The following is a 22,501-nucleotide window of genomic DNA, read 5'->3' on the forward strand; positions in this document are numbered from 1 at the left end:
GTAAAAAAATTTATTTCTTTTTGCTAAATTGTATAATTTAGATTAACTATTTGCAAGTAATACAATCCATTTAACTAAGAAGATAACTATATTTATGTCTTAATTTTAACCTCTACCTTTTTTCGCAGACAGTTATAAAGTCTATCAGAATAAGCTTTGTAAGAGGATAAGTTAATTTTTACAGAACTAAACTATTCCCCCATTTAAAAATATTGATTCATATTTTATGAAATAAATCAGTAGATATCGTTCCGAAAATTCTTGATATTACGCTGTTTTTAATTCAACTGAAATCCATACTTTCCAAACCAGGTCTTAAGAAAGCTCGTAAAGCTAGCCAGTTCTCTAAACGTTAATTCGTTGCTGGACAGCAGAATACAAACGAAAACACTTTGTATATTGCAAGGTGTTTTTTTCTATGAGAACTGGCGGTGCGCAATTAGGATAGCTCTAGCGACTTTAGTCGCATAGAGATATGTTATGCACAGTTGCCCCAAGAAAACAAGTGAAGCGATGTTTGATTGGATGGCAACCACTGCACTCAAAACGTTCTTCGAAAGAATTACAATATTTACAAAGAGCACCTTTCGGGGTGTTCTTTTTTTATTGACACCTTGTGGATTTATAATTAGGAATTTGGTTGAAGGGTATCGGGTAAATGAAAAATTCGGCGATCATATCCTATTTCTTCGTACTTTAGCCTAATACCTATAATGTAAAAAACTCTAGCTATCAGGTAGTTGATAGTTAGAGTTTTTTCTATTCATATGATTTAATGAGATTAAATAAGGCTTCTACTTCTGATGAAAGTGTAGTTGATTTGAGATAAGTGTAATAAACTGTAAATGTTATCTGGTCCTCCGGTATTAGAGGGATTTTTATTAAATCATCATCTTCATCAGAAAGTGCGATATCAGCCAGTAAACTAAGGCCAATCCCTTTCTTTAAAAGTTCTTTAATGATGACAATGTCGTCACTCTTAAAGAATATTTCTGCCTTGTTTTGATACTTTTGATTAAGTAGTTCAAAAGCTTTCAGGTGAACAAAGTGTTCGTCTAAAAGTATAAAGGATTGATTTACTAAATCTTCAAAAGTGAGGGAAGGAGCAGTAGCAAGAGGATGGTTCTTAGATAAAACGACATACAGTTCTTTATGAAAGAGTTCATGTGTCTTTATTGAAGGATGATTGAGTGGTTCAATCAAGCCGAGTAGGCTTGCATCGAGGTCTCCTTTGAGGAGAAGATTTAATAACTCTACGGAGCCACCGCGGATAGGGCGTACCTTTTTTAAAAAATCGAATTTATCTTTTTCGTTTAAGGCAGCAAAGAGATACTGAATGATAATAGGAGGGAATCCTACAGTAGAGTATTGTGCCAAGGAACGATTAATTTCTTTGCGAGTAGAAATAACCTCATGTTCAAACGATTGAAGAACAAGCGGCGCAAACTTATGCGCAAATGCAAACAAAAGCCAATGATTTGGAAAAGCGTCTTTTCCTAATGGAAATTTTTAATACCAACCGGACTCTTTTCTATTACCTCTTTTCTCAACATTTGGAGGAATTTAATCCAATTGTATACGATCCAACCATTGCAGATACCATTGAAGGCTATAGTGACCTCTTTGTAGATCCCCAATATGCGGGATATCTTGACATCAATCATCCTGAAAATATTGAAGCCACTTTGAAAAATGCTGCTGGGGATCGCGAGATTCGTCTCATTGTTGTAACAGATGCAGAAGGAATCCTTGGAATCGGTGACTGGGGAACAAATGGTGTCGATATTTCTGTCGGGAAATTGATGGTCTATACAGGTGCTGCTGGAATCGATCCTTCTATGGTCCTTCCTTTAGTTATTGATGCAGGGACTAACCGTGAAGAACTTCGTAACAATCCTAATTATTTAGGGAATCGTCACGAACGGGTTCGCGGAGATCGTTACTACGACTTCATTGACCAATTTGTTCAAACAGCAGAACGTCTCTTTCCTAAGCTCTACCTTCACTGGGAAGACTTCGGCCGCTTGAATGCTGCCAATATTCTTGAAAAATACCGGAAACAAATTCCAACTTTTAATGATGATATTCAAGGTACAGGAATCGTTACCTTAGGTGGTATCTTTGGTTCGTTGGATATTAGTGGTGAAAAATTAACAGATCAAGTTTATCTCTGCTATGGTGGTGGGACTGCGGGTGCAGGAATTGCCTCTCGTGTTCTTCGTGAAATGGTGAGTGAAGGTCTTTCTGAAGAAGAAGCCTATAAACGTTTCTTTATGGTTGATAAACAAGGTCTTCTCTTTGATGACATGGATGACCTAACTCCTGAACAAAAACCGTTTGCTAAGAAACGTACTGACTTTAGTAACGCAGACAAGTTGACTGACCTGCTTGAAGTAGTGAAGACTGTGAAGCCAACTATTCTTGTAGGAACTTCGACTCAACCTAATACCTTCACTAAAGAAATAGTAGAAGCTATGTGTGAAAATACAGAACGTCCGATGATCTTCCCTTTGTCAAATCCAACCAAACTAGCAGAAGCTAGTGCCAAAGATTTGATTGAATGGTCAGATGGCAAAGCTTTTGTCGCAACAGGAATTCCTGCTGATACAGTTTCTTATAAAGGTGTCGACTATGTGATTGGTCAAGCCAATAATGCCTTGATTTACCCAGGTCTTGGTCTAGGTATGCTGGCTTCTGAATCAAGTCTTTTGACTGATGAAATGATTGGAGCAGCGGCTCATTCATTGAGTGGTATTGTCAATCCAGGCCAACCAGGAGCTCCTGTCTTGCCACCATTCAAGTATGTAGCAGATGTTTCTATTAAAGTAGCAGAAGCAGTCGCTAAAAAAGCACAAGAGCAAGGTCTTGCGCGTGCTAAGGAAACAGATATGGCCAAAGCAGTTCGTGATTTGAAGTGGTATCCAGAGTATAAATAATTCATTGCTGCTGTCTATCCTTCACTAGCGACAGATTTGTATGGGCTGTGGACTTAAGTAATTTAGAAAGGATACCTATGTCACTCTTTTTAACCTCGATTACGAGTATCATTCCGATTATCACTATCATTGTTTTGGGGTATATTCTTCAGGTGAAGGGATGGTTTGGAGATGCCTTTGGACCTAACCTATCTCGTTTAATCATGAATGTAGCCTTGCCAGCGTCAATCTTTGTGTCGGTAATGAAATACCTAACACTAGATAAACTAATCAGTCTTTCTGGAGGTCTCCTTTATACATTTGTGGCCTTTATCTTGGGCTATATCGTAGCTTATATTGCAGTTATGATTTTCAAGGTTCGTCCAGGACGACGAGGCACCATGATTAATACCTTTGTGAATGCTAATACTATTTTTATTGGTTTACCTTTAAACGTTGCTCTTTTTGGGGATCAGGCTCTTCCTTATTTCTTAATTTACTATATTACCAACACGATTTCCACCTGGACATTGGGCGTGTATTTGATGACGAGTGACAGTAAATCGGGTCAAAGCAAGAAGACAAGTAAATTTGATTGGAAGAAATTGCTACCAGCTCCGCTTGTAGGTTTTCTTGTGGCTCTACTATGTTTGATTCTTCGAATCTCTATTCCAGATTTTGCAACGAATACCTTGACTTATGTTGGAAATATCGTCACACCCCTATCTCTGATTTATATTGGTATCGTTCTTGCAAAGGCAGGCTTGAATACTATTACTTTTGATAAAGATACAATTGTTACTTTAGTTGGACGCTTTATCCTAGCTCCTCTGATTATGCTTCTTGTATTGAAGTTCTTTGCACCAAATATGGCGACAGTAGAATTTAAGACCTTTATGATTCAGTCCGCTACACCAGCTTTAGCTGTTCTTCCGATCCTTGCTAATCAGGGAAAAGGAGATGTGGAATTCTCTACGAATGTGGTGACTTTAAGTACGGTTCTATTTATCGTTGTTATTCCAATATTACAAACTTTGTTAGGATAAGAAGGAAGAGGATAGGATTGAAGGTTTTGCGTTAAGAAATTTCCCTATTTTAGATACATCTATTCCTATTTCTTGAAATCAAAATCGGCAGAAACTCTTCGGATGTTTCCTATCAAGCGCTTTTGAGCTGTCCTAAAAGCCAGACTTTTCAAACTAGGATTGAAAAAAGCTCGTAAAGCTAGCCAGTTCTCTAAACGTTAATTCGTTGCTGGGCAGCAGAATACAAACGAAAACACTTTGCATCTTGCAAGGTGTTTTTTTCTATGAGAACTGGCGGTGCGCAATTAGGATAGCTCTAGCGACTTTAGTCGCTTAGAGATATGCTATGCACAGTTGCCCCAAGAAAATAAGCGAAGCGATGTTTGATTGGATGGCAGCCACTGCACTCAAAACGTTCTTCGAAAGAACTACAATACTTACAAAGAACACCTTTCGGGGTGTTCTTTTTTAATCCTCAATAAGAGAGTTCACCCCCAAAATTCTCACCACTAGTCATTGTCTTATATAATTTGTTCTTAGTATCAGTTTAGTATGATATAATTAAATACGAATAATATAAAGGAGTTATAAATGAAAATAGGAAAAGGCATCAATTGGGTTTTGATTCTGTTAAGTTGCTTAATTGCTATAGTACTGATAAGTTTTATGTTCTTCTTTAATCATAAGAAGCAAGATGTAGAAGCAGTAAATGCTACAACAGAACAGGTTTCTACTACTAGTACGACAGCGACTAGTACAACAACCACTAGTTCAACGACTACTCAAGATAGTGTTACGACTACGGAGGAAAAACCTTCGACACAAGAAGAGCAAACGAATGCTGAATCACAAAAAATAGATGAGCAAGCTATTCTCAATGGAGATTTCTCTACTCTAGTTGGAACTTGGAGAAATGGACTTGGGAAAGAGTTTACATTCGATAAAAATGGGCTAGTAGACAGTGGAAATATTGAAAAAGTGAGTATAGGTAACAATGGAAGTATTAATTTCAGTATTAGAGCTGGTTTCTCAGGGTATGGAATGAGTATTTATCCTGCTGGAACTACTATTACTTGGGTAGATTCTGACTTAAGTAAAAACAGGCTTATTGCTGGTCAAGCTGCTCCAACTAGCTCAGAACAAGTTTTTTATAAAGTAGACTAAATAATCAACCATCTCATCAAAATTTGAGATGGTTTTCTTCTTTATTTGTGAGTTGTGATCATTTTATGAAGGTTAATCAAGTATGCTTCAAAAATAGCTTTCATAGGCGTTCCAGCCTGTTTAGCAAGATGTTGGAATTTATGAGGACCTTGACGGGTATTATTTTTCTTCATAGTATGTTGTGTTATAATGTAGATACGATATGAATAAATTAAGATATCTCTGTAAATTCTGTAAATATAACTTTGTGTGAACATGAGTACATTTGAATTTATAGAATGATAGGAGGTGGTTTACAATGATAAGTTTAGAGCTGATGTCTGAAGAAAATAGCATAGATGTTTATTCTTTTGAAAAAGAAAATCGGGAGTATTTTGAGCGGAATTTACCTCCTAGACCAGCTACCTATTTTGATTCAGAAGGTTTTAAAGAAATTACAAGGGAATTGTTAAGGGAACAAGAGAATCATGATGTCTACACGCATCTTATTAGAGATGCACAAGGTACTATGGTCGGAAGAATCAATTTAAGTGTCTTAGAGGATGATCGAAAAACAGCAGAACTTGGATATAGGATCGGAGAAAATGTTACTAATTTAGGTTATGCAAGTGAAGCGGTTAAACTCGTTTTAGAAAAGGCCTTTACTACTTATGGTTTACATAAGATTATCGCAGGGACGGCAACGGACAATCTGATCTCTCAGAGAGTGCTTTTAAAAAATGGTTTCACCTTTAGTAGAATCATAGAGAATGACTTTCAAATGCATAACGAGTGGATTCATACGGCAGTATTTGAGATAAGGAATCTATAGCATCATCATTACCAATCGTTTGCCAAAACTCAACATTTCTAGTAGACATTCGTCTACTTTTTTTATATAATAAAACTAAACCGAAATGGTTGAATTTTAAAAATAAAGTCAACTTACGATGAAAACACCACACTAGGAGGTAAATCATGTACCAACCAGAAAAACTTAAGGCTCGGAGAAAAGAGCTAAAACTAACACAAAAAGAGATTGCAGAACGACTTGGGATCAGTTTTCAGGCTTATTCAGCCTGGGAACGTGGGGTTAAAGAGCCTTCTGAAGAAAAGGTTCGTCAACTAGAGAAAATCTTAAAAGTACCAAAAGGCTATTTCACCCAAATCGAAATTGTCCGTCTCTATAATAGCCTCTCTAACCAAGGGAAAGAAAAGGTGGTAGTCTATGCTCGCAATCTGGCTCAAGAAGAACAAGCTAAGAAGGTGACTGCTATTTCAGAAAAACTCTACGAGTATCATGTCTATGAAGGCATGTCGGCTGGTATCGGTGCTTCAGTTTATGATGATCGAAATTTTGATACGGTTTATTTCAATGAAGAACTGGCTCATGATTTTGCTTCCTGGGTATCTGGGGATTCTATGGAACCCAAGTATCAAAATGGTTCAGTGGCTCTGATTCGAGAGACCGGATTTGATTATGACGGGGCAGTCTATGCAGTGGTTTGCAATAACCAGACCTATATCAAACGGGTCTACCGAGAAGAAGATGGCTTACGTTTGGTTTCCATCAATCCTAAATACAAGGATATTCACATTTCTTACGAAGAAGATCCGCGGATTGTGGGTATTATCGTGGGGAATTTCGTACCCATGGAGGGATAGTCTATGGGCTACTTTGATTATTCCAGAGAGCCCAAAAGTGATATTGCCTTTGTCGATATGAAGTCCTTTTATGCTAGCGTTGAGTGTGTAGAAAGAGGACTCCATCCTCTCAAAACCTCCCTTTGTGTCATGAGTCGGGCGGATAATTCAGTTGGGCTTATTCTTGCCTCCTCACCTATGTTTAAAAAGGTCTTTGGAAAAGCAAATGTTGGCCGTGCCTATGACCTCCCCTTTGATATCAAGACGCGTAAATTTTCCTACTATAATGCCAAAAAACAAGGCTTACGGACAGATCCAGCCTATGTGAGATTTATCGAAGACTGGGCTCGGGTGACCGTGATTGTCCCTCCTCGGATGGATAAGTATATCGCAGTTAATATGGAAATCCAAGGAATCTTTCAGAACTATGGCAGTCCAGATGATATTTATCCTTACTCTATTGATGAAGGCTTTATTGATCTAACCAGTTCGCTCAATTATTTTGTCCCGGACCAGCAGATTTCTCGTAAAGATAAGCTGGACATGCTTTCGGCTCGTATTCAGAGGGATATTTGGCGACAGACAGGGATTTACTCGACGGTCGGTATGTCGAATGCCAATCCCCTGCTTGCTAAGTTGGCCTTGGATAATGAAGCCAAGCACACACCGACTATGCGAGCCAATTGGTCTTACCAGGACGTGGAAAATAAGGTCTGGTCCATTCCAAAGATGACCGACTTTTGGGGGATTGGGCATCGGATGGAGAAGCGCTTGAATAGCTTGGAAATCTATTCGATTAAGGAATTAGCCAATAGCAATCCTGATGTCCTGAAGAAAGAACTTGGTCAAGCTGGACTTCGCTTGTGGTTTCATGCCAATGGAATAGACGAGAGTAATGTTCATAAACCCTATAAAGCCAAATCTCACGGCTTGGGCAATTCGCAAATTTTACCGAGAGATTATGTCAAGCAGCGAGACATCGAAATTATCCTTCGAGAGATGGCTGAGCAGGTGGCTATCAGGCTTCGACGGGCCAGAAAGAAGACGACAGTTGTGTCTATTCATCTTGGTTTTTCTAAGCAGGAAAAAAAACGCTCCATCCATACCCAGATGAAGGTGGAGCCGACCAACAATACCGGTCTTTTAGTCAGTTATGTACTGAAATTATTCCATAGCAAATATACTTCTGGAGCCGTTAGAAGTGTTGCCGTTAGTTATTCAGGGTTTGTGGATGAATCCTTTGGTTTGATTTCCCTTTTTGATGATGTTGATAAAGTAGAAAAAGAAGAAAGGCTCCAGACAGCCATTGATTCCATTCGAGAACAATTCGGCTTTACTTCCCTTTTGAAGGCGACTGCCTTAGAGGATGCATCGAGAAGTATTGCAAGAAGTAAGCTGATCGGAGGGCACTCTGCTGGAGGATTAGATGGATTGAAATGATTGATCGTTCATATTTGCCCTTTCAATCCACGAGGGATTATCAAGATCCAGGCATGCAGAAGTGGATGGGTTTTTTTCTATCGGAGCATACGAGTTCACTCAGTGCAGAAAAAAATCGTGTGGATTTATCGACAGATTTGAATTCAGTCGAGAAGTTGTTGCTACTTCCCCAGCTCTACGTTGGACGACTAAAAGGCTCTTTTATGGTCAAGGAGAAAAATCATAAAAGCACGATATTGGGCGAAGTAAGAGAATTATCTCCTCAAGAAATCTCGGTTAGAACGGATGAAGGCTATCGATTAATCAGGCTAGATGATATTCTCGCCATCCAACTTTGTCAGGAGGAAGTTGATGACTAGAAAAGAGTTATATGAAAACAGATTGCAGATGGATTACTTCTCAGATGATTACATCCGCTTTGAAGAAGATTTCCAAAAATACTCTGCCATGAATGTACCCTTGACTTTCTTGATTGATGATATTCTACGAACCATGGCTATCAACCAAAAGGACTACTTTGTCTTAAACAAGGAAAATGCCAAGGACGGAAGGGAACATCGGTTTTATTTTAGAGTGAGGATGGAAAAAGACTGTCCACGTACTCGAACCTATACCTATCTTGGGCTGGGGCGAAATCATTAGTAAAAATTCTTATCTTAGATATATTTGTTGCAATAATAACACTGCAAACAACTATAATTTCCAGCCATTCAAGAGCTATTTCTTGAATGGTTTTTTGTTTGCTTTTTAATAGTAATTAAGTTATACCAATTTTTATTCTTGACAAGTTAAATAAACAAGTATATAATGTTTTTGCTGATTCTACAAATCGGGAATTAGACTATACCAATTTTAAGGAGAAAGCACAGTTTGTCTGTGTCGTATATACTATGTGTGGAATTGTTGGTGTTGTTGGAAACACAAATGCAACTGATATTTTAATTCAAGGACTTGAAAAACTCGAATACCGTGGTTATGATTCGGCTGGAATTTTTGTTCTAGGTGGTGCTGAAAGCCATTTGGTAAAAGCAGTTGGTCGTATTGCAGAATTGTCTGCTAAGACAGCTGGCGATGAGGGGACAACTGGTATTGGACATACTCGTTGGGCGACTCACGGAAAACCAACAGAAGATAACGCTCACCCACATCGCTCTGAGACAGGACGTTTTGTCTTGGTCCATAATGGGGTGATTGAAAACTATCTTGAAATCAAGGAAGAATACCTTGCAGGTCACCATTTCAAAGGACAAACGGATACAGAAATCGCCGTACATTTGATTGGGAAATTTGCCGAAGAAGACGGTTTATCAGTTCTTGAAGCCTTCAAAAAAGCCCTTCATATCATCCGTGGTTCTTATGCCTTTGCCTTGATCGACTCTGAAAATCCAGATGTCATCTATGTAGCCAAGAACAAATCACCACTCTTGATTGGTCTTGGAGAAGGCTATAACATGGTCTGCTCAGACGCCATGGCCATGATTCGTGAGACTAACCAATACATGGAAATCCATGACCAAGAGTTGGTAATCGTGAAAGCTGATAGCGTTGAAGTTCAAGACTATGATGGCAATCGTCGTGAGCATGCTAGCTACACTGCTGAACTTGATTTGTCTGATATCGGTAAGGGAACTTACCCTTACTACATGCTCAAGGAAATCGATGAGCAACCAACGGTGATGCGTAAGTTGATCCAAGCCTATACTGATGAGGCTGGTCAAGTAGTCGTAGACCCAGCTATCATCAAGGCTGTTCAAGAGGCAGACCGTATCTACATCCTTGCAGCTGGAACTTCTTACCACGCAGGATTTGCTTCTAAGAAGATGTTGGAAGAATTGACAGATACGCCAGTTGAACTCGGTATTTCATCTGAGTGGGGTTACGGTATGCCACTTCTCAGCAAGAAACCACTCTTCATCTTTATCAGTCAGTCTGGTGAAACAGCGGATAGCCGTCAGGTTTTGGTTAGGGCTAATGAAATGGGAATCCCAAGCTTGACAGTGACAAATGTTCCAGGATCCACTCTTTCTCGTGAAGCCAACCATACTATGCTTCTTCATGCAGGTCCTGAAATTGCCGTAGCATCAACTAAGGCTTATACAGCGCAAATCGCTGCTCTTGCCTTCCTTGCAAAAGCGGTTGGTGAAGCAAATGGCAATGAAAATGCCAAAGCTTTTGATCTGGTTCACGAATTGTCAATCGTAGCTCAGTCTATCGAATCAACCCTTTCAGAAAAAGAATTAATTGATAGTAAGGTTCGTGAACTTCTTGAAACAACACGCAATGCCTTTTACATCGGACGTGGTCAAGATTACTATGTAGCCATGGAAGCCAGTCTCAAACTCAAAGAGATTTCTTACATTCAATGTGAAGGTTTTGCGGCAGGAGAACTCAAACACGGAACCATTGCCTTGATTGAAGATGGAACACCAGTTTTAGCTCTCTTGTCAGACCCAGTCCTTGCCAACCACACTCGTGGAAATATCCAAGAAGTAGCTGCCCGTGGCGCTAAGGTCCTTACCATTGCAGAAGAAAATGTTGCTAAAGATACAGACGATATCGTCCTTACAACGGTCCACCCTTACCTCTCGCCAATCTCAATGGTGGTACCAACGCAACTAGTCGCTTACTTTGCAACCCTTCACCGTGGACTCGACGTGGATAAACCACGTAATCTTGCTAAGTCTGTAACGGTAGAATAAGGAAATCCTCTTACTAAATTCCAACTTTTCTTGTCAATCTATAAAAATCTTGTTATACTATAGAAAAGTAGTTAGCAGTGAAGTATAAGGAGATTGGAGCGGAAATGAAAAAAGGGAAAATTTCATCTATCTTAGGACTCTTGTTTGCAAGTTCGTTTTTGATTCGAACTGTCATCATTCATCAAATGAGAGCTTCAAAGAAACAAGAGAGTGAAAAGATTGCTGCAGTTCAGAAATTTATCAAATCTCAAGAACAGGCAGAATCAGAAAAACAAAAAGGTTTTTATACGGATATCCTTAGAAATGGATCAGAAACTTCTGAACCAGGACCTAGCTATGACAAAACCATATTTGTGAATCAACAATACAATATTGGTGTTCGAGACGGTGCCTACTATCTAGTAACAATCAGTAGCAAAAAAGAACTCCTGCTAGAAGGGGTCGATAATGCCTATGCCCTAGCAGTTAGGAATGAAGATAAAAACAAACAAGAAGTTGCTATGGTTGTTCATAAAGATGGAGCTTGGCATGTTATAAATGAGGAAGGGGAAATTACGAAAACCCTTGACCGACAATATATAACAGCTCATACCAAGCTTGTGGTTAAGAATCAAACACTTGATTTTGAATAATGTGACTACTGCGTGATTTTATAGAAATACATAGATTTCAAAAACCTCCTAGATTTTTCTAGGAGGTTTTTATAACTATAAATCTTGGATTGAGATTTTATTTAGTTCATTTACAACTTGCAAAATAGACATTCTGCTGATATTCATAATATTTGGGTGGACTAAGCCCTTGAGATCAAAATTAGTGATGATGGCATCATAGTTCATCTCTTTTATTTCGTTGAGATTTAAGGAAGGCTTGTCCCAAGTTTCATATTGAATGTTATTAGAAGTATGGAACTGGTAAAGAGAAATCAGGAAGTGAGGGTGAGCGAAGTCGTATTCACTTAAAACTAAAACCCTAACCTTCTTTTTTGCCTCAAATAACTGGTCGATAATGCCTTCAGCGTGAGTGAAGAAAGTGTATACTAGGTGTACAACGTTTCGAGATTTTTCCTTCTGACCAATGCTGGTCTTATATCTCATCATTTCTATCACTGTTGCTTCGTAGAATTTAGGGAAAATCTTTTTAATTTTGCTCAGGGTATAAGATTTATTACGGCTGATAATCGATTCGGAATTGATTTCTTTGCGTTCTAAAAGAGCAGTGTTATGCAAATTCCAGATAAGCGCATCTGTATTTGAGAATTGAACTCCAAATTTGCGGGTGAGATTATCTAGTATATCCCGAGCGGCGTGGTAGGAATGGTCCACTTGTTCGCAGAGGGGACGAGCTGCCAAAAAGTCATCGATTGTGAAGAAAAGAGAAAGCTCAGCAAAAGGACTAAAAATCTGGTCAAGATTTTCAGGTGTTAATTCAACTCCTATCTTTTGTGAGAAAGCTTGTAACTGGTGCTCAAACTTAGGTAACTGATCATAGAGAGGGAACTTGCAAGAGCATTCAGTGGATAACTGAACGTAGTTTCCTGTATTAATTCGATGAATGTTAATAGCTGCTTGAGTTTTAATTTGGTATAGATTTTGATATTTTGCAGGGAATTTTGCCAACTTAAGAAAGAAAGAAACAAAATTTTCCACATCTTCTTCTTGGACATGGGAAAAAGGCCAGTCTAAAAAACCATAAGCTTCATGAAAGTATTGGGAGAAGAAGAAGCGAATATCCTTTTCATCTCCAATGATAGAAATTGGTGTAACTTTTAACTTGAAATTGTAATTTCCATTAAGGATCTTGTTAATTTCAGCAACTTTTTTCCGAAGTGCGGGAAGAGATACATCTAAAGATTCAGCAAGATGTTCATAAGTGAACGGAGCATCTAATAGGAAGAAAGCTTTTAAGACTTTAAAAAAATCAGAGGTCTGCAAAAAATATTGGTAGATTTTCTCAATACCAATATTTTGTACATTTACCATCATAATTCCAGCGGTTGAGTGTTTGATGCTAAAATCAGGAAGTATATCCCGTAATTCCTTAATGTCACTTTTAATAATTCTGGGATTATTGCCAATGATTTTAGATAAATCATCAAGATAGATCCAATCTGAATTTTCAAACAAATACTCTAAAATCTTTAATTGTCTTTGTTCTTTTTGAGTGAGTAATTCTCTCATGAATAATAAACTCCTGCGATAAATTAATATCTACTTATAAAGAAATTGCAATTTCTTACAATTATATCACTAGAATATTAAAAAACAATGAAATTTAATATAAATTTTGTAAAAATTGTCAAAATAAATACCGATTTATAAAAATAAAGTCTTTATAAGACGGAAAATCTCTAAATAATAAAGAGAATAGATAAAATAATCCGCTTTCTTTTTCAGTTTTTGATAATACATGTTTGTAAAAAACATAGAGAATGATTTCTATCCCTTGAATAAGAAATAACCCCTCAAGAAGTTATAGAGAAGAAGCCTCTTGGGGGGTAATTGCATATAAGTATGATATTTAAAGCTTATTTTCGATACAAGCGATCATATTGATAGTAGGGGTCAAAGGTTACGTTGATTCCTAGTTTGCGAAGGACGTTTTTATCTTCATCTGTCAAGATAATGGTGGAGTGAGCTTCGCTTCCTTTGAGATTTCCTAATTCTTTCATGGCGCGATCTGCATCTGGGTTTTCCATAGCTGTAATGGCAAGAGCGATAAGAATTTCATTTGAATGCAGACGAGGATTTCGACTGCCTAAGTGGTTGATTTTTAAGCCTTGAATTGGTTTGACCACTTCTGGTTCAATCAATTTAGTTTCCTTATCGATATTGGCTAATTTCTTGATAGCATTAATCAAGACAGCAGCGGTTGGGCCAAAGAGTTCGGAGTTTTTACCTGTAACAATCTCTCCTGATGGTAGTTCAAGTGCCAGAGCTGAACCACCTGTTTCCTCTGCCTTTTGGCGAGCAACAACGGCAACTGTACGATCAGCTGGTGTAATTCCCAGGTCATTCATAAGAAGTTGAATCTTCTTAACTGCAGTTTCTCCGACCTTTTCAGCCTTGAAGTCAAGGACTGTCTGGTAGTATCGACGGATAATCTCTTGTTTTGATGCTTCAATTGCAGCGTCGTTATCAGTGATTGCAAAACCAACCATATTTACACCCATGTCAGTTGGAGATGCATAAGGAGATTTACCCAAGATACGTTCGAGCATACGCTTGAGAACAGGGAAAATTTCGATATCACGATTGTAGTTGACGGTAGTTTCTCCGTAAGTTTGGAGATGGAATGGATCAATCATATTGACATCGTCAAGGTCTGCAGTAGCAGCCTCATAAGCCAAGTTAACTGGATGATGGAGAGGAAGGTTCCATACGGGGAAGGTTTCAAACTTAGCATAACCAGACTTGATGCCATTAAGTTGGTCATGATACATGTTAGACATACAAGTAGCTAACTTCCCTGAACCAGGTCCAGGAGCAGTCACAACGATTAAATTGCGGCTAGTTTTGATATAGTCATTTTTCCCCATTCCCTCAGGAGAAATGATATGATCCATATCTGTTGGATATCCCTTGATTGGATAGTGTAGATAGGAATCAATACCATGCTTCTCTAATTGATTACGGAAGGCATCTGCTGCGGGTTGGCCTGCATATTGAGTGATAACCACCGAACCTACAAAGATACCAAGTTCATTGAATTTATCAATCAAACGAAAGACCTCTTGGTCATAAGAAATTCCTAAATCTCCACGAGCCTTTGAGTGTTCAATATTGCTAGCATTGATAGCAATAACAACCTCTACTTGCTCCTTTAATTCTTGTAAGAGTTTGATTTTATTATCTGGTTCATAACCAGGGAGGACGCGGGCAGCGTGGAAATCTTCCAACATCTTACCACCAAACTCTAGATAGAGCTTCCCATCAAATTGATTGATACGCTCCAAAATATGGTCACGTTGTAAGTTTAAATATTGTTCAGAACTAAAAGCTTGTTTTTTCATTTTTTTACCTCTGAACTCTATTATATAAAAAAAAGAGAAGATAAGAAACCGAGGAGTGACGAAATAAGAAAAAAGATTGGGTAAACGTTTGCATGAAATGAGAAAAAAGTCTATTATGGAGTATAGAATATTATAAAAAGAGGTAGAAATATGCAAGAAAAATGGTGGCATAATGCAGTCGTTTATCAAGTCTATCCAAAAAGTTTCAAGGACAGTAATGGGGATGGAATCGGAGATTTAAAAGGGATTACCAGTAAGCTAGACTATCTTGCTAAGCTTGGAATCACAGCTATCTGGCTTTCACCTGTCTATGATAGTCCTATGGATGATAATGGTTACGATATTTCAAATTATCAAGATATTGCTGCTATATTTGGCACTATGGAAGACATGGATGAGCTGATTGCTGAAGCCAAAAAACGAGATATCCGAATCATCATGGATTTGGTGGTCAACCATACCTCAGACGAGCATGCTTGGTTTATCGAAGCTTGTGAAAATCCTGATAGTCCTGAGCGAGACTACTATATCTGGCGTGATGAACCCAATGATTTAACCTCTACTTTTAGTGGTTCTGCCTGGGAATATGATGAAAAATCTTGTCAATACTATCTACACTTTTTCAGTAAGAAACAACCAGACCTCAACTGGGAAAACGAAGAGCTCCGCCATAAAATCTATGAGATGATGAATTTCTGGATTGATAAAGGGATTGGTGGATTCCGTATGGATGTTATTGACATGATTGGGAAGGTACCTGACCAGAAGGTTGTCAACAATGGTCCCATGCTTCATCCCTACCTTAAGGAAATGAATCAGGCTACTTTCGGCGGCAAAGACCTTTTGACAGTAGGGGAGACTTGGGGAGCAAATCCAGAAGAGGCCAAGAAATATTCGAATCCAGAAGGTCAAGAGTTGTCTATGGTCTTCCAGTTTGAACATATCTGTCTTCAGTATCAGGAAGGACAACCTAAGTGGCACTACCAAAAAGAGCTAAATGTAGGGAAATTAAAAGAAATTTTCAACAAGTGGCAGACAGAATTAGGAGTTGAGGATGGCTGGAATTCCCTTTTCTGGAATAACCATGACCTTCCACGAATCGTCTCTATCTGGGGAAATGACCAAGAATACCGTGAGAAATCTGCCAAAGCCTTTGCAATCCTACTTCATCTTATGAGAGGGACTCCTTATATCTACCAAGGTGAGGAGATTGGGATGACCAACTATCCTTTTGAAACACTGGATCAAGTAGAAGACATTGAATCTATCAATTACGCTAAAGAAGCGCTAGAACAAGGTGTACCGCTAGAGCAAATTATGGATAGCATTCGTGTGATTGGACGCGATAATGCGCGTACCCCAATGCAGTGGGACACGACAGATTATGCTGGATTTTCAAGCGCGAAACCATGGTTAGGAGTCAATCCAAACTATGCGAAGATTAATGTAGAAGAGGCTTTAGCAAATCCAGATTCCATCTTCTATACTTATCAAAAATTAGTTCAGATTCGCAAAGAAAATAGCTGGCTAGTTCAAGCTGACTTTGAATTATTAGAAACTGCTGAGAAAGTCTTTGCCTATATTCGCAAGGACGGGGAACGTTGTTTCCTAGTAGTAGCTAACCTTTCAAGTCAAGAGCAAGAGTTTCACTTGGATGCAGTCCTTAAGTCAGTCTTAATCGCTAATACCGATGTTCGAGATAAACTCGAACAACTAACACTAGCTCCTTGGGATGCATTCTGTGTCGAATTGATTGATTAAATAGATAATCTCAAGTATCTATAGGTACTTGAGATTTTTTTGTATCAAAGGGAATGAGCACAAAGAAGATTTGTTTGAATTTTCTAAAAAATTGCATGAAAACCCTTGCTTTTATAAAAAAATAGGGTATAATGGTGAAAATAACTATTTAAAGGAGAATACCAATGAAATCGAAAAAGTTGCTCGCAGTAGCAGGGATAACGATGAGTGCAGCTCTTCTTTTGGCGGCTTGTGGAAAGACAGAGAAAAAAGCAGATGCTCCTACAACATTTTCATACGTATATGCCATCGATCCATCAACATTGGACTATAGCGTTACTAGTAAAAGTTCAACATCGGACGTCATTGCTAACTTGGTCGATGGACTTTTGGAAAATGACAAATACGGAAACTTGATTCCATCTCTTGCTGAAGACTGGTCGGTTTCACAAGACGGTTTGACCTATACTTACAAACTACGTAAAGGTGTCAAATGGTATACTTCTGAAGGTGAGGAGTACGCCGAGGTCAAGGCTCAAGACTTTGTGACTGGTTTGAAACATGCTGCTGATGGTAAGTCAGATGGCTTAACTCTGATCCAAGATTCTATCAAAGGTTTGGCAGAATACGTCAGTGGTGAAAGCAATGACTTTTCAACAGTTGGAGTTAAAGCAATTGACGACTACACTGTTCAATACACCTTGAACCAACCAGAAAGCTTCTGGAATTCCAAGGTGACAACGGCGACTATGCTTCCAGTTAATGAGGAATTCTTAAACTCTCAAGGTAAAGATTATGGTGCAGCAGCACCTTCAGGGATTCTCTATAATGGACCATATATTTTGAAGAACTTTACTTCAAAATCAGTGATCGAGTACGAAAAAAATCCAAATTATTGGGATAAAGATAATGTTAAGATTGACCACATCAAACTTACTTTCTACGATGGATCTGACCAAGAATCATTGATTCGTAGTTTCTCATCAGGAGCCTATACAACAGCTCGTCTCTTCCCAACAAGTTCAAACTTTGATTCAACTAAGCAAGAATACGGGGATAAGATTGTCTATAGTCCGCAAGAAGCGACCAGCTATTACTTTACTTTCAACGTGAATCGTCAGTCTTACAATAAAACAGCAAAGACAGATGAAGCACAAAAGACTTCTACAAAAGAAGCGCTTCTCAACAAAAACTTCCGCCAGGCAATCAACTTTGCTCTTGACCGTCATTCTTACTCTGCTCAGATGAATGGTGAAGAAGGAGCGGACAAGATTATCCGTACCAGCCTTGTACCTTATGACTATGTTCAGGTCGGTGAAAAGACCTTCGGTGAATTGGCTCAAGAACAATTGGTAACATACGGAGATCAGTGGAAAGATGTAGCTTTGACAGATGGTAAAGATACCCTTTACAATCCAACAAAAGCAAAAGCTGCCTTTGAAAAAGCAAAATCAGAATTGCAAGCCAAGGGCGTAACCTTCCCAATCCATTTGGATATTCCAGTTGAACAGACAGATGTCATTGCTGTTCAACAAACCAACTCCCTCAAACAATCTGTCGAAGCAGCGCTTGGAACTGAAAATGTTGTCATCGATGTGCTTCAAATGACAGATAATGAGAAAATGAGTATTACTTCTCAAGCTAAGGTTCCTTCTCAAAAAGACTATGACTTGAACGGAACTGGTTGGGGACCAGACTATCAAGATCCAGCTACCTATCTAAATATCTTGGATGCTAAGAAGGGTTCTGCCCTTAAACACTTGGGTATCACAAAAGGTAAAGATCCAGAAGTCATGGCTCAAGTTGGACTTGATGAGTACAAGAAACTTTTGGATGATGCGGCATCAGAAATAACCGACCTTAACAAACGCTATGAAAAATATGCTAAAGCACAAGCTTGGGTATCTGATAGCTCACTCCTCATTCCTGTTGCTTCTTCAGGTGGTTCTCCGACTGTGAGTCGTACAGTGCCATTTACAAAAGCCTACTCTCAAGTCGGAATTAAGGGTGATCCATTTGTATTCAAAGGTTTGGAATTGCAAAATGATATTGTAACCACTAAAGAATACGAAGAAGCCTTCAAGAAATGGCAAAAAGAGAAAATCGAAACAAATGCTAAATACCAAAAAGAGTTAGCGAACCACATTAAATAGCCTTCATAAAATATATCTTGACAAAGAATTCCTAATACAATTAGGAGTTCTTTGTTTTTATATAAGAATAACTGCTCGTAATGTCAAAAAATTATATAACTTTACTTTTTAGCCAAAATTTGATAAAATGACTACATGTTATAAAATCTAACATAAAAGGAGAAGATGAATCATGAGACTTAAAAAACGCTTATTGGGAGCGGGTTTAACTCTTGCTACTACTGTATTGCTGGCAGCTTGTGGTCAGTCTGCATCGGACGATAAGACCTACTCATCGACATTTGGTGCTGATCCAACTACTTTTAACTATCTTTTGGATTATTCTGGTGACAATACCAATGTCATCACCAACTTAGTAGATGGTCTTTTGGAAAATGACAGCTATGGGAATCTGGTTCCTGCTCTTGCAGAGGATTGGAGTGTCTCAAAGGATGGTCTGACCTATACTTATAAACTTCGCCAAGATGCTAAGTGGTTCACTGCTGATGGGGAGGAATATGCGCCTATCAAAGCTCAGGATTTTGTGACTGGTATCAAATACGCTGCTGATAATAAGAGTCAAGCGCTAGATTTGATTCAAAACTCAATCAAAGGTTTGGATGATTATGTGACAGGGGCAAACTCAGACTTTTCAAATGTTGGTGTCAAAGCCGTAGACGACTATACTGTCCAATACACCTTGACACGTCCAGAGAGTTTCTGGAATTCTAAGACAACTAATAGCATCTTGTTCCCGGTTAATGAAGAATTCTTGACTTCTAAAGACAAAGAATTTGGAGAATTAAAACCAGACAGTATCCTCTACAGTGGTCCTTATTTGTTAAAAGAATTTACATCTAAATCATCACTTGAGTATACGAAAAACCCTCATTACTATGATCAAGAAAAAGTGACGATTGAAAGAGTTAAGTTGGCTTATGTTGATGGTTCTGACCAAGATATGACGATTCGTAACTTTGAGAGTGGAGCCTACTCGTCTGCAGGTGTCTACCCAAATAGTTCAAATTTCGCCAAGACCAAAGAAAAATACAAGGACAATATCGTCTATAGCTTACAAGGTGCGACTTCTTGGTACTATAACTTTAACGTAAATCGTCAAGCCTATAACCATACAGCTAAGACAAGCGATGAGCAGAAACAAGCTACAAAAACTGCGATTTTAAATAAAAATTTCCGTCAAGCTATTAACTTCGCCCTTGATCGTACAGCTTACTCAGCTCAGTCTAATGGGGAAGAGGCTGCTAAAAATACTCTTCGTAACACACTTGTGCCACCTACTTTTGTACAAGTAGGAGATAAAACTTTCGGTGAGACAGTTTCCTCTAAGTTGGTGAATTACGGCACAGAATGGACTAATATGAATCTTGAAGATGCCCAAGATGGTTACTTCAACAAAGAAAAAGCACAAGCTCAATTTGCAGAAGCTAAAAAAGAACTTGAGGCTCAAGGTGTAACTTTCCCGATTCATTTAGATTTGCCAGTGGATCAGGTCAACAAAAGCTTGCTTCCTAAGCTTTATTCACTTAAACAATCTGTGGAATCTACTCTTGGAGAGGAAAATGTAGTGATTGATGTAGTTTTAGTTTCAACTGAAGACTATGCCAATGCGACTTTCCAAGCACCGACGCCAGCTGATCATGACTATGATTTGAACTTGGATGGATGGTCACCAGACTACCAAGATCCATCGACTTACCTCAATCCTTTCAACGCAGAAGATGGTTTCTATCTTAAGATTTTGGGACTTGATCCAAGTAAGGATGCTGACAAGATTACAAGTCTTGGAATGGATCAATATACTCAGAAATTGAAAGCGGCAGATGCAGAAAGCTCAGATGTAGCAAAACGTTATGAAAATTATGCAGATGCACAAGCTTGGTTGATTGACAGTTCACTTCTTATTCCTGTGAATTCAGATGGTGGCGTAGCTTCAGTGACCCGCGTGACGCCATTTACACGAGCCTACTCACTTGTTGGAATCAAAGGAACTGGAAGCAACTACAAATACATGAGACTGCAGAAAGATGTGGTTACCATTGCACAATTTGACGAAGCTAAAGCCAAATGGGAACAAGAACGCAAAAAATCAGTCGAAAAGAATCAAAAAGAGCTTGAAAATCACGTCAAATAAATATAAAAGAGTTTCTCTTGGAGAAGCTCTTTTATTTGTGATAAGGCGATAAAATATTTATTATAAATTTAAACGTTATCAAGTTATATGTTAATAGCCTTGAGGACTAGTTTATGATATAATGAAGTTAAAAAGTTATTTAGAGGTGAAACGTGAGTAAACGTTCAAAATTAAGTAAATCTGGTAAAGTTCAGCAGAGCTTCAACATTGGTTTCTTTGTAATCTATGTAGTTCTTGCTTGTTTTTTATTGTTTTTAGTATATCGTTATCATATTCTGGCTGTCAGTAACTTGAATATTATTCTGACAGCTGTTATTGTGTTGATTGCATTGGTGTTTTTAACTTTAATCATTAAGAAAAAAGCTAAGATTTTCACCATGATAAGTCTCATCATTTCAATTGCTTTAAGTTTAGCTGCTTTAGTTGGAGTCCAACAGTTTGTCAGCTTAGCAAATCAATTTAATGCTTCGTCTAATTATTCAAGTTATTCGATGAGTATAGCTGTTTTAGCAGATAGTGAGATAGATGACATTTCTCAATTGACAAGCCTTGCGGCTCCTATGGCGACTGATGGTGAGAATATTCATAAACTTATAGATGATATCAAAGCAAGTCATAGTAAAGAACTGACTATTGAGGAGGTTAGTTCTTATCAAGCGGCATATAAGAGCTTGCTTGCTGGCCAAACAAAAGCAATTGTCTTAAATGGTGCATTTGAAAATCTGATTGAACAAGAAGATCCAAATTATGCTAAAAAAATTAAAAAGATTTATACCAAGGATCTAACAAAGACAGTTGAAGCTCCTAAAGTGGCAACAAATAATACCTTTAATGTCTATATTAGCGGGATTGATACCTATGGTCCAATAAGTTCCGTATCACGTTCAGATGTCAATATCATTATGACCGTCAATCAGGATACTAAGAAAATTCTATTGACGACAACGCCTCGAGATGCCTATGTGTCGATTGCTGATGGTGGGAATAATCAAAAAGATAAACTGACACATGCGGGGATTTATGGGGTGGATGCTTCTATTCATACCTTGGAAAATCTCTATGACATTGAATTGAATTATTATGCTCGTCTCAATTTTACTTCTTTCTTGAAATTGATAGACCTTCTGGGAGGTGTAGATGTATACAACGACCAAGAATTCACGTCACGTCATGGCAATTATCATTTCCCAGTTGGAAATGTGCATCTAGACTCTGAGCAAGCTTTAGGTTTTGTTAGAGAACGTTATTCATTAGCAAATGGTGATGGCGATCGTGGTCGTAATCATCAAAAAGTGATTGCTGCTATTATTCAAAAATTGACCTCTGCAGAAGCCTTGAAAAATTATGATGCCATTATCCAAGGTCTACAGTCTTCGGTTCAAACCAATATGCCACCAGAAACTATGGTTGGGCTAGTCAATTCTCAACTAGCAAATGGCGGCAAATATACTGTTACAACTCAAGATTTAAAGGGAACTGGTCGTATGGATCTTCCTTCATATGCAATGCCAGATAGTGCCTTGTATATGTTAGAAGTGGATCAGAATAGTTTGGAAGCAAGCAAGACAGCTATTAAAGATATCATGGAAGGGAAATAAA

16 protein-coding genes and 2 pseudogenes are annotated in these 22,501 nt (G+C 38.3%); 14 read left to right on the plus strand and 4 right to left on the minus strand.

Annotation, left to right across the window (positions count from 1 at the left end):
* Positions 1–759 precede the first annotated feature (759 nt).
* Positions 760–1,413, minus strand: a pseudogene (locus BQ2679_RS02870) (LysR substrate-binding domain-containing protein); the annotation flags it as partial.
* On the opposite strand from BQ2679_RS02870, the pseudogene BQ2679_RS02875 reads away from it, so the two are divergent.
* The 3 genes and pseudogenes from BQ2679_RS02875 to BQ2679_RS02885 all read left to right on the plus strand — a co-directional run.
* A pseudogene (locus tag BQ2679_RS02875) lies at positions 1,410–2,936 on the plus strand (malolactic enzyme); the annotation flags it as partial. The pseudogenes BQ2679_RS02870 and BQ2679_RS02875 sit on opposite strands and share 4 nt — an antisense overlap.
* A 77-nt stretch (positions 2,937–3,013) precedes the next feature.
* Positions 3,014–3,961, plus strand: a complete 948-nt coding sequence (locus tag BQ2679_RS02880) for an AEC family transporter (protein ID WP_075565964.1) — start codon at positions 3,014–3,016, stop codon at positions 3,959–3,961.
* Between the two features lie 570 nt (positions 3,962–4,531).
* Positions 4,532–5,104: a DUF6287 domain-containing protein gene (locus BQ2679_RS02885; protein WP_075565966.1), complete on the plus strand. Its 573-nt coding sequence runs from the start codon at positions 4,532–4,534 to the stop codon at positions 5,102–5,104.
* A 41-nt stretch (positions 5,105–5,145) separates the two neighbouring features.
* Here the strand turns inward: BQ2679_RS02885 and BQ2679_RS11135 are convergent, their stop codons facing one another.
* On the minus strand, positions 5,146–5,277 hold the full coding sequence (locus BQ2679_RS11135) for a hypothetical protein (protein WP_262362239.1): 132 nt from the start codon (positions 5,275–5,277) through the stop codon (positions 5,146–5,148).
* A 125-nt stretch (positions 5,278–5,402) separates the two neighbouring features.
* Here BQ2679_RS11135 and BQ2679_RS02895 point away from each other — a divergent pair, with 125 nt between their 5' ends.
* From BQ2679_RS02895 to BQ2679_RS02925, 7 genes are all read left to right on the plus strand, one after another.
* The gene (locus BQ2679_RS02895) at positions 5,403–5,915 is read left to right on the plus strand and encodes a GNAT family N-acetyltransferase (RefSeq protein WP_075565971.1); all 513 of its coding nucleotides are present in this window, start codon (positions 5,403–5,405) and stop codon (positions 5,913–5,915) included.
* A 146-nt stretch (positions 5,916–6,061) separates the two neighbouring features.
* The gene (locus BQ2679_RS02900) at positions 6,062–6,748 is read left to right on the plus strand and encodes an XRE family transcriptional regulator (protein WP_075565973.1); all 687 of its coding nucleotides are present in this window, start codon (positions 6,062–6,064) and stop codon (positions 6,746–6,748) included.
* Between the two features lie 3 nt (positions 6,749–6,751).
* A complete protein-coding gene (locus BQ2679_RS02905; protein WP_075565975.1) occupies positions 6,752–8,167 on the plus strand; it encodes a Y-family DNA polymerase in 1,416 nt (471 codons plus the stop codon).
* Entirely contained in the window at positions 8,164–8,526 is a 363-nt protein-coding gene (locus BQ2679_RS02910; RefSeq protein ID WP_075565982.1) for a hypothetical protein, read from the plus strand. Before BQ2679_RS02905 ends, BQ2679_RS02910 begins: the two co-directional genes overlap by 4 nt.
* Positions 8,519–8,809 (plus strand): DUF5960 family protein, encoded by a 291-nt coding sequence (locus BQ2679_RS02915; protein WP_075565986.1) that lies wholly within the window; start codon positions 8,519–8,521, stop codon positions 8,807–8,809. Before BQ2679_RS02910 ends, BQ2679_RS02915 begins: the two co-directional genes overlap by 8 nt.
* A gap of 248 nt (positions 8,810–9,057) precedes the next feature.
* Entirely contained in the window at positions 9,058–10,866 is a 1,809-nt protein-coding gene (glmS, locus tag BQ2679_RS02920) for a glutamine--fructose-6-phosphate transaminase (isomerizing) (RefSeq protein WP_075565987.1), read from the plus strand.
* 104 nt (positions 10,867–10,970) lie between these two features.
* The gene (locus tag BQ2679_RS02925) at positions 10,971–11,498 is read left to right on the plus strand and encodes a hypothetical protein (protein WP_075565989.1); all 528 of its coding nucleotides are present in this window, start codon (positions 10,971–10,973) and stop codon (positions 11,496–11,498) included.
* A gap of 75 nt (positions 11,499–11,573) precedes the next feature.
* Here BQ2679_RS02925 and BQ2679_RS02930 read toward each other — a convergent pair whose 3' ends face one another.
* The gene (locus BQ2679_RS02930; RefSeq protein ID WP_075565991.1) at positions 11,574–13,046 is read right to left on the minus strand and encodes an AcpB/EbpR/MafR family transcriptional regulator; all 1,473 of its coding nucleotides are present in this window, start codon (positions 13,044–13,046) and stop codon (positions 11,574–11,576) included.
* A gap of 347 nt (positions 13,047–13,393) precedes the next feature.
* Positions 13,394–14,878, minus strand: a complete 1,485-nt coding sequence (locus tag BQ2679_RS02935; protein WP_075565993.1) for a DUF1846 domain-containing protein — start codon at positions 14,876–14,878, stop codon at positions 13,394–13,396.
* 150 nt (positions 14,879–15,028) lie between these two features.
* On the opposite strand from BQ2679_RS02935, the gene BQ2679_RS02940 reads away from it, so the two are divergent.
* The 4 genes from BQ2679_RS02940 (at position 15,029) to cpsA (ending at position 22,500) form a co-directional block, all read left to right on the plus strand.
* Positions 15,029–16,639, plus strand: coding sequence for a glycoside hydrolase family 13 protein (locus BQ2679_RS02940; protein WP_075565995.1), 1,611 nt, complete (start codon positions 15,029–15,031; stop codon positions 16,637–16,639).
* 164 nt (positions 16,640–16,803) lie between these two features.
* Complete coding sequence (locus tag BQ2679_RS02945) at positions 16,804–18,771, plus strand: peptide ABC transporter substrate-binding protein (protein WP_075565997.1); 1,968 nt, start codon at positions 16,804–16,806, stop codon at positions 18,769–18,771.
* A 172-nt stretch (positions 18,772–18,943) separates the two neighbouring features.
* Positions 18,944–20,902, plus strand: a complete 1,959-nt coding sequence (locus tag BQ2679_RS02950; protein WP_075565999.1) for a peptide ABC transporter substrate-binding protein — start codon at positions 18,944–18,946, stop codon at positions 20,900–20,902.
* A 152-nt stretch (positions 20,903–21,054) separates the two neighbouring features.
* Positions 21,055–22,500 (plus strand): LCP family glycopolymer transferase CpsA, encoded by a 1,446-nt coding sequence (gene cpsA, locus BQ2679_RS02955; RefSeq protein ID WP_075566001.1) that lies wholly within the window; start codon positions 21,055–21,057, stop codon positions 22,498–22,500.
* Position 22,501: the final 1 nt, after the last annotated feature.

The organism is Streptococcus timonensis (assembly GCF_900095845.1).
Classification (GTDB): Bacteria; Bacillota; Bacilli; order Lactobacillales; family Streptococcaceae; genus Streptococcus; species Streptococcus timonensis.

Coding starts and splice junctions, on each gene's coding strand:
- BQ2679_RS02935 (WP_075565993.1), bottom strand. CDS start 14,878: ATGAAAAAACAAGCTTTTAGTTCTGAACAATATTTAAACTTACAACGT.
- BQ2679_RS02915 (WP_075565986.1), top strand. CDS start 8,519: ATGACTAGAAAAGAGTTATATGAAAACAGATTGCAGATGGATTACTTC.
- BQ2679_RS02930 (WP_075565991.1), bottom strand. CDS start 13,046: ATGAGAGAATTACTCACTCAAAAAGAACAAAGACAATTAAAGATTTTA.
- BQ2679_RS02925 (WP_075565989.1), top strand. CDS start 10,971: ATGAAAAAAGGGAAAATTTCATCTATCTTAGGACTCTTGTTTGCAAGT.
- BQ2679_RS02945 (WP_075565997.1), top strand. CDS start 16,804: ATGAAATCGAAAAAGTTGCTCGCAGTAGCAGGGATAACGATGAGTGCA.
- BQ2679_RS02895 (WP_075565971.1), top strand. CDS start 5,403: ATGATAAGTTTAGAGCTGATGTCTGAAGAAAATAGCATAGATGTTTAT.
- BQ2679_RS02940 (WP_075565995.1), top strand. CDS start 15,029: ATGCAAGAAAAATGGTGGCATAATGCAGTCGTTTATCAAGTCTATCCA.
- BQ2679_RS11135 (WP_262362239.1), bottom strand. CDS start 5,277: ATGAAGAAAAATAATACCCGTCAAGGTCCTCATAAATTCCAACATCTT.
- BQ2679_RS02880 (WP_075565964.1), top strand. CDS start 3,014: ATGTCACTCTTTTTAACCTCGATTACGAGTATCATTCCGATTATCACT.
- BQ2679_RS02910 (WP_075565982.1), top strand. CDS start 8,164: ATGATTGATCGTTCATATTTGCCCTTTCAATCCACGAGGGATTATCAA.
- glmS (WP_075565987.1), top strand. CDS start 9,058: ATGTGTGGAATTGTTGGTGTTGTTGGAAACACAAATGCAACTGATATT.
- BQ2679_RS02950 (WP_075565999.1), top strand. CDS start 18,944: ATGAGACTTAAAAAACGCTTATTGGGAGCGGGTTTAACTCTTGCTACT.
- BQ2679_RS02900 (WP_075565973.1), top strand. CDS start 6,062: ATGTACCAACCAGAAAAACTTAAGGCTCGGAGAAAAGAGCTAAAACTA.
- BQ2679_RS02885 (WP_075565966.1), top strand. CDS start 4,532: ATGAAAATAGGAAAAGGCATCAATTGGGTTTTGATTCTGTTAAGTTGC.
- BQ2679_RS02905 (WP_075565975.1), top strand. CDS start 6,752: ATGGGCTACTTTGATTATTCCAGAGAGCCCAAAAGTGATATTGCCTTT.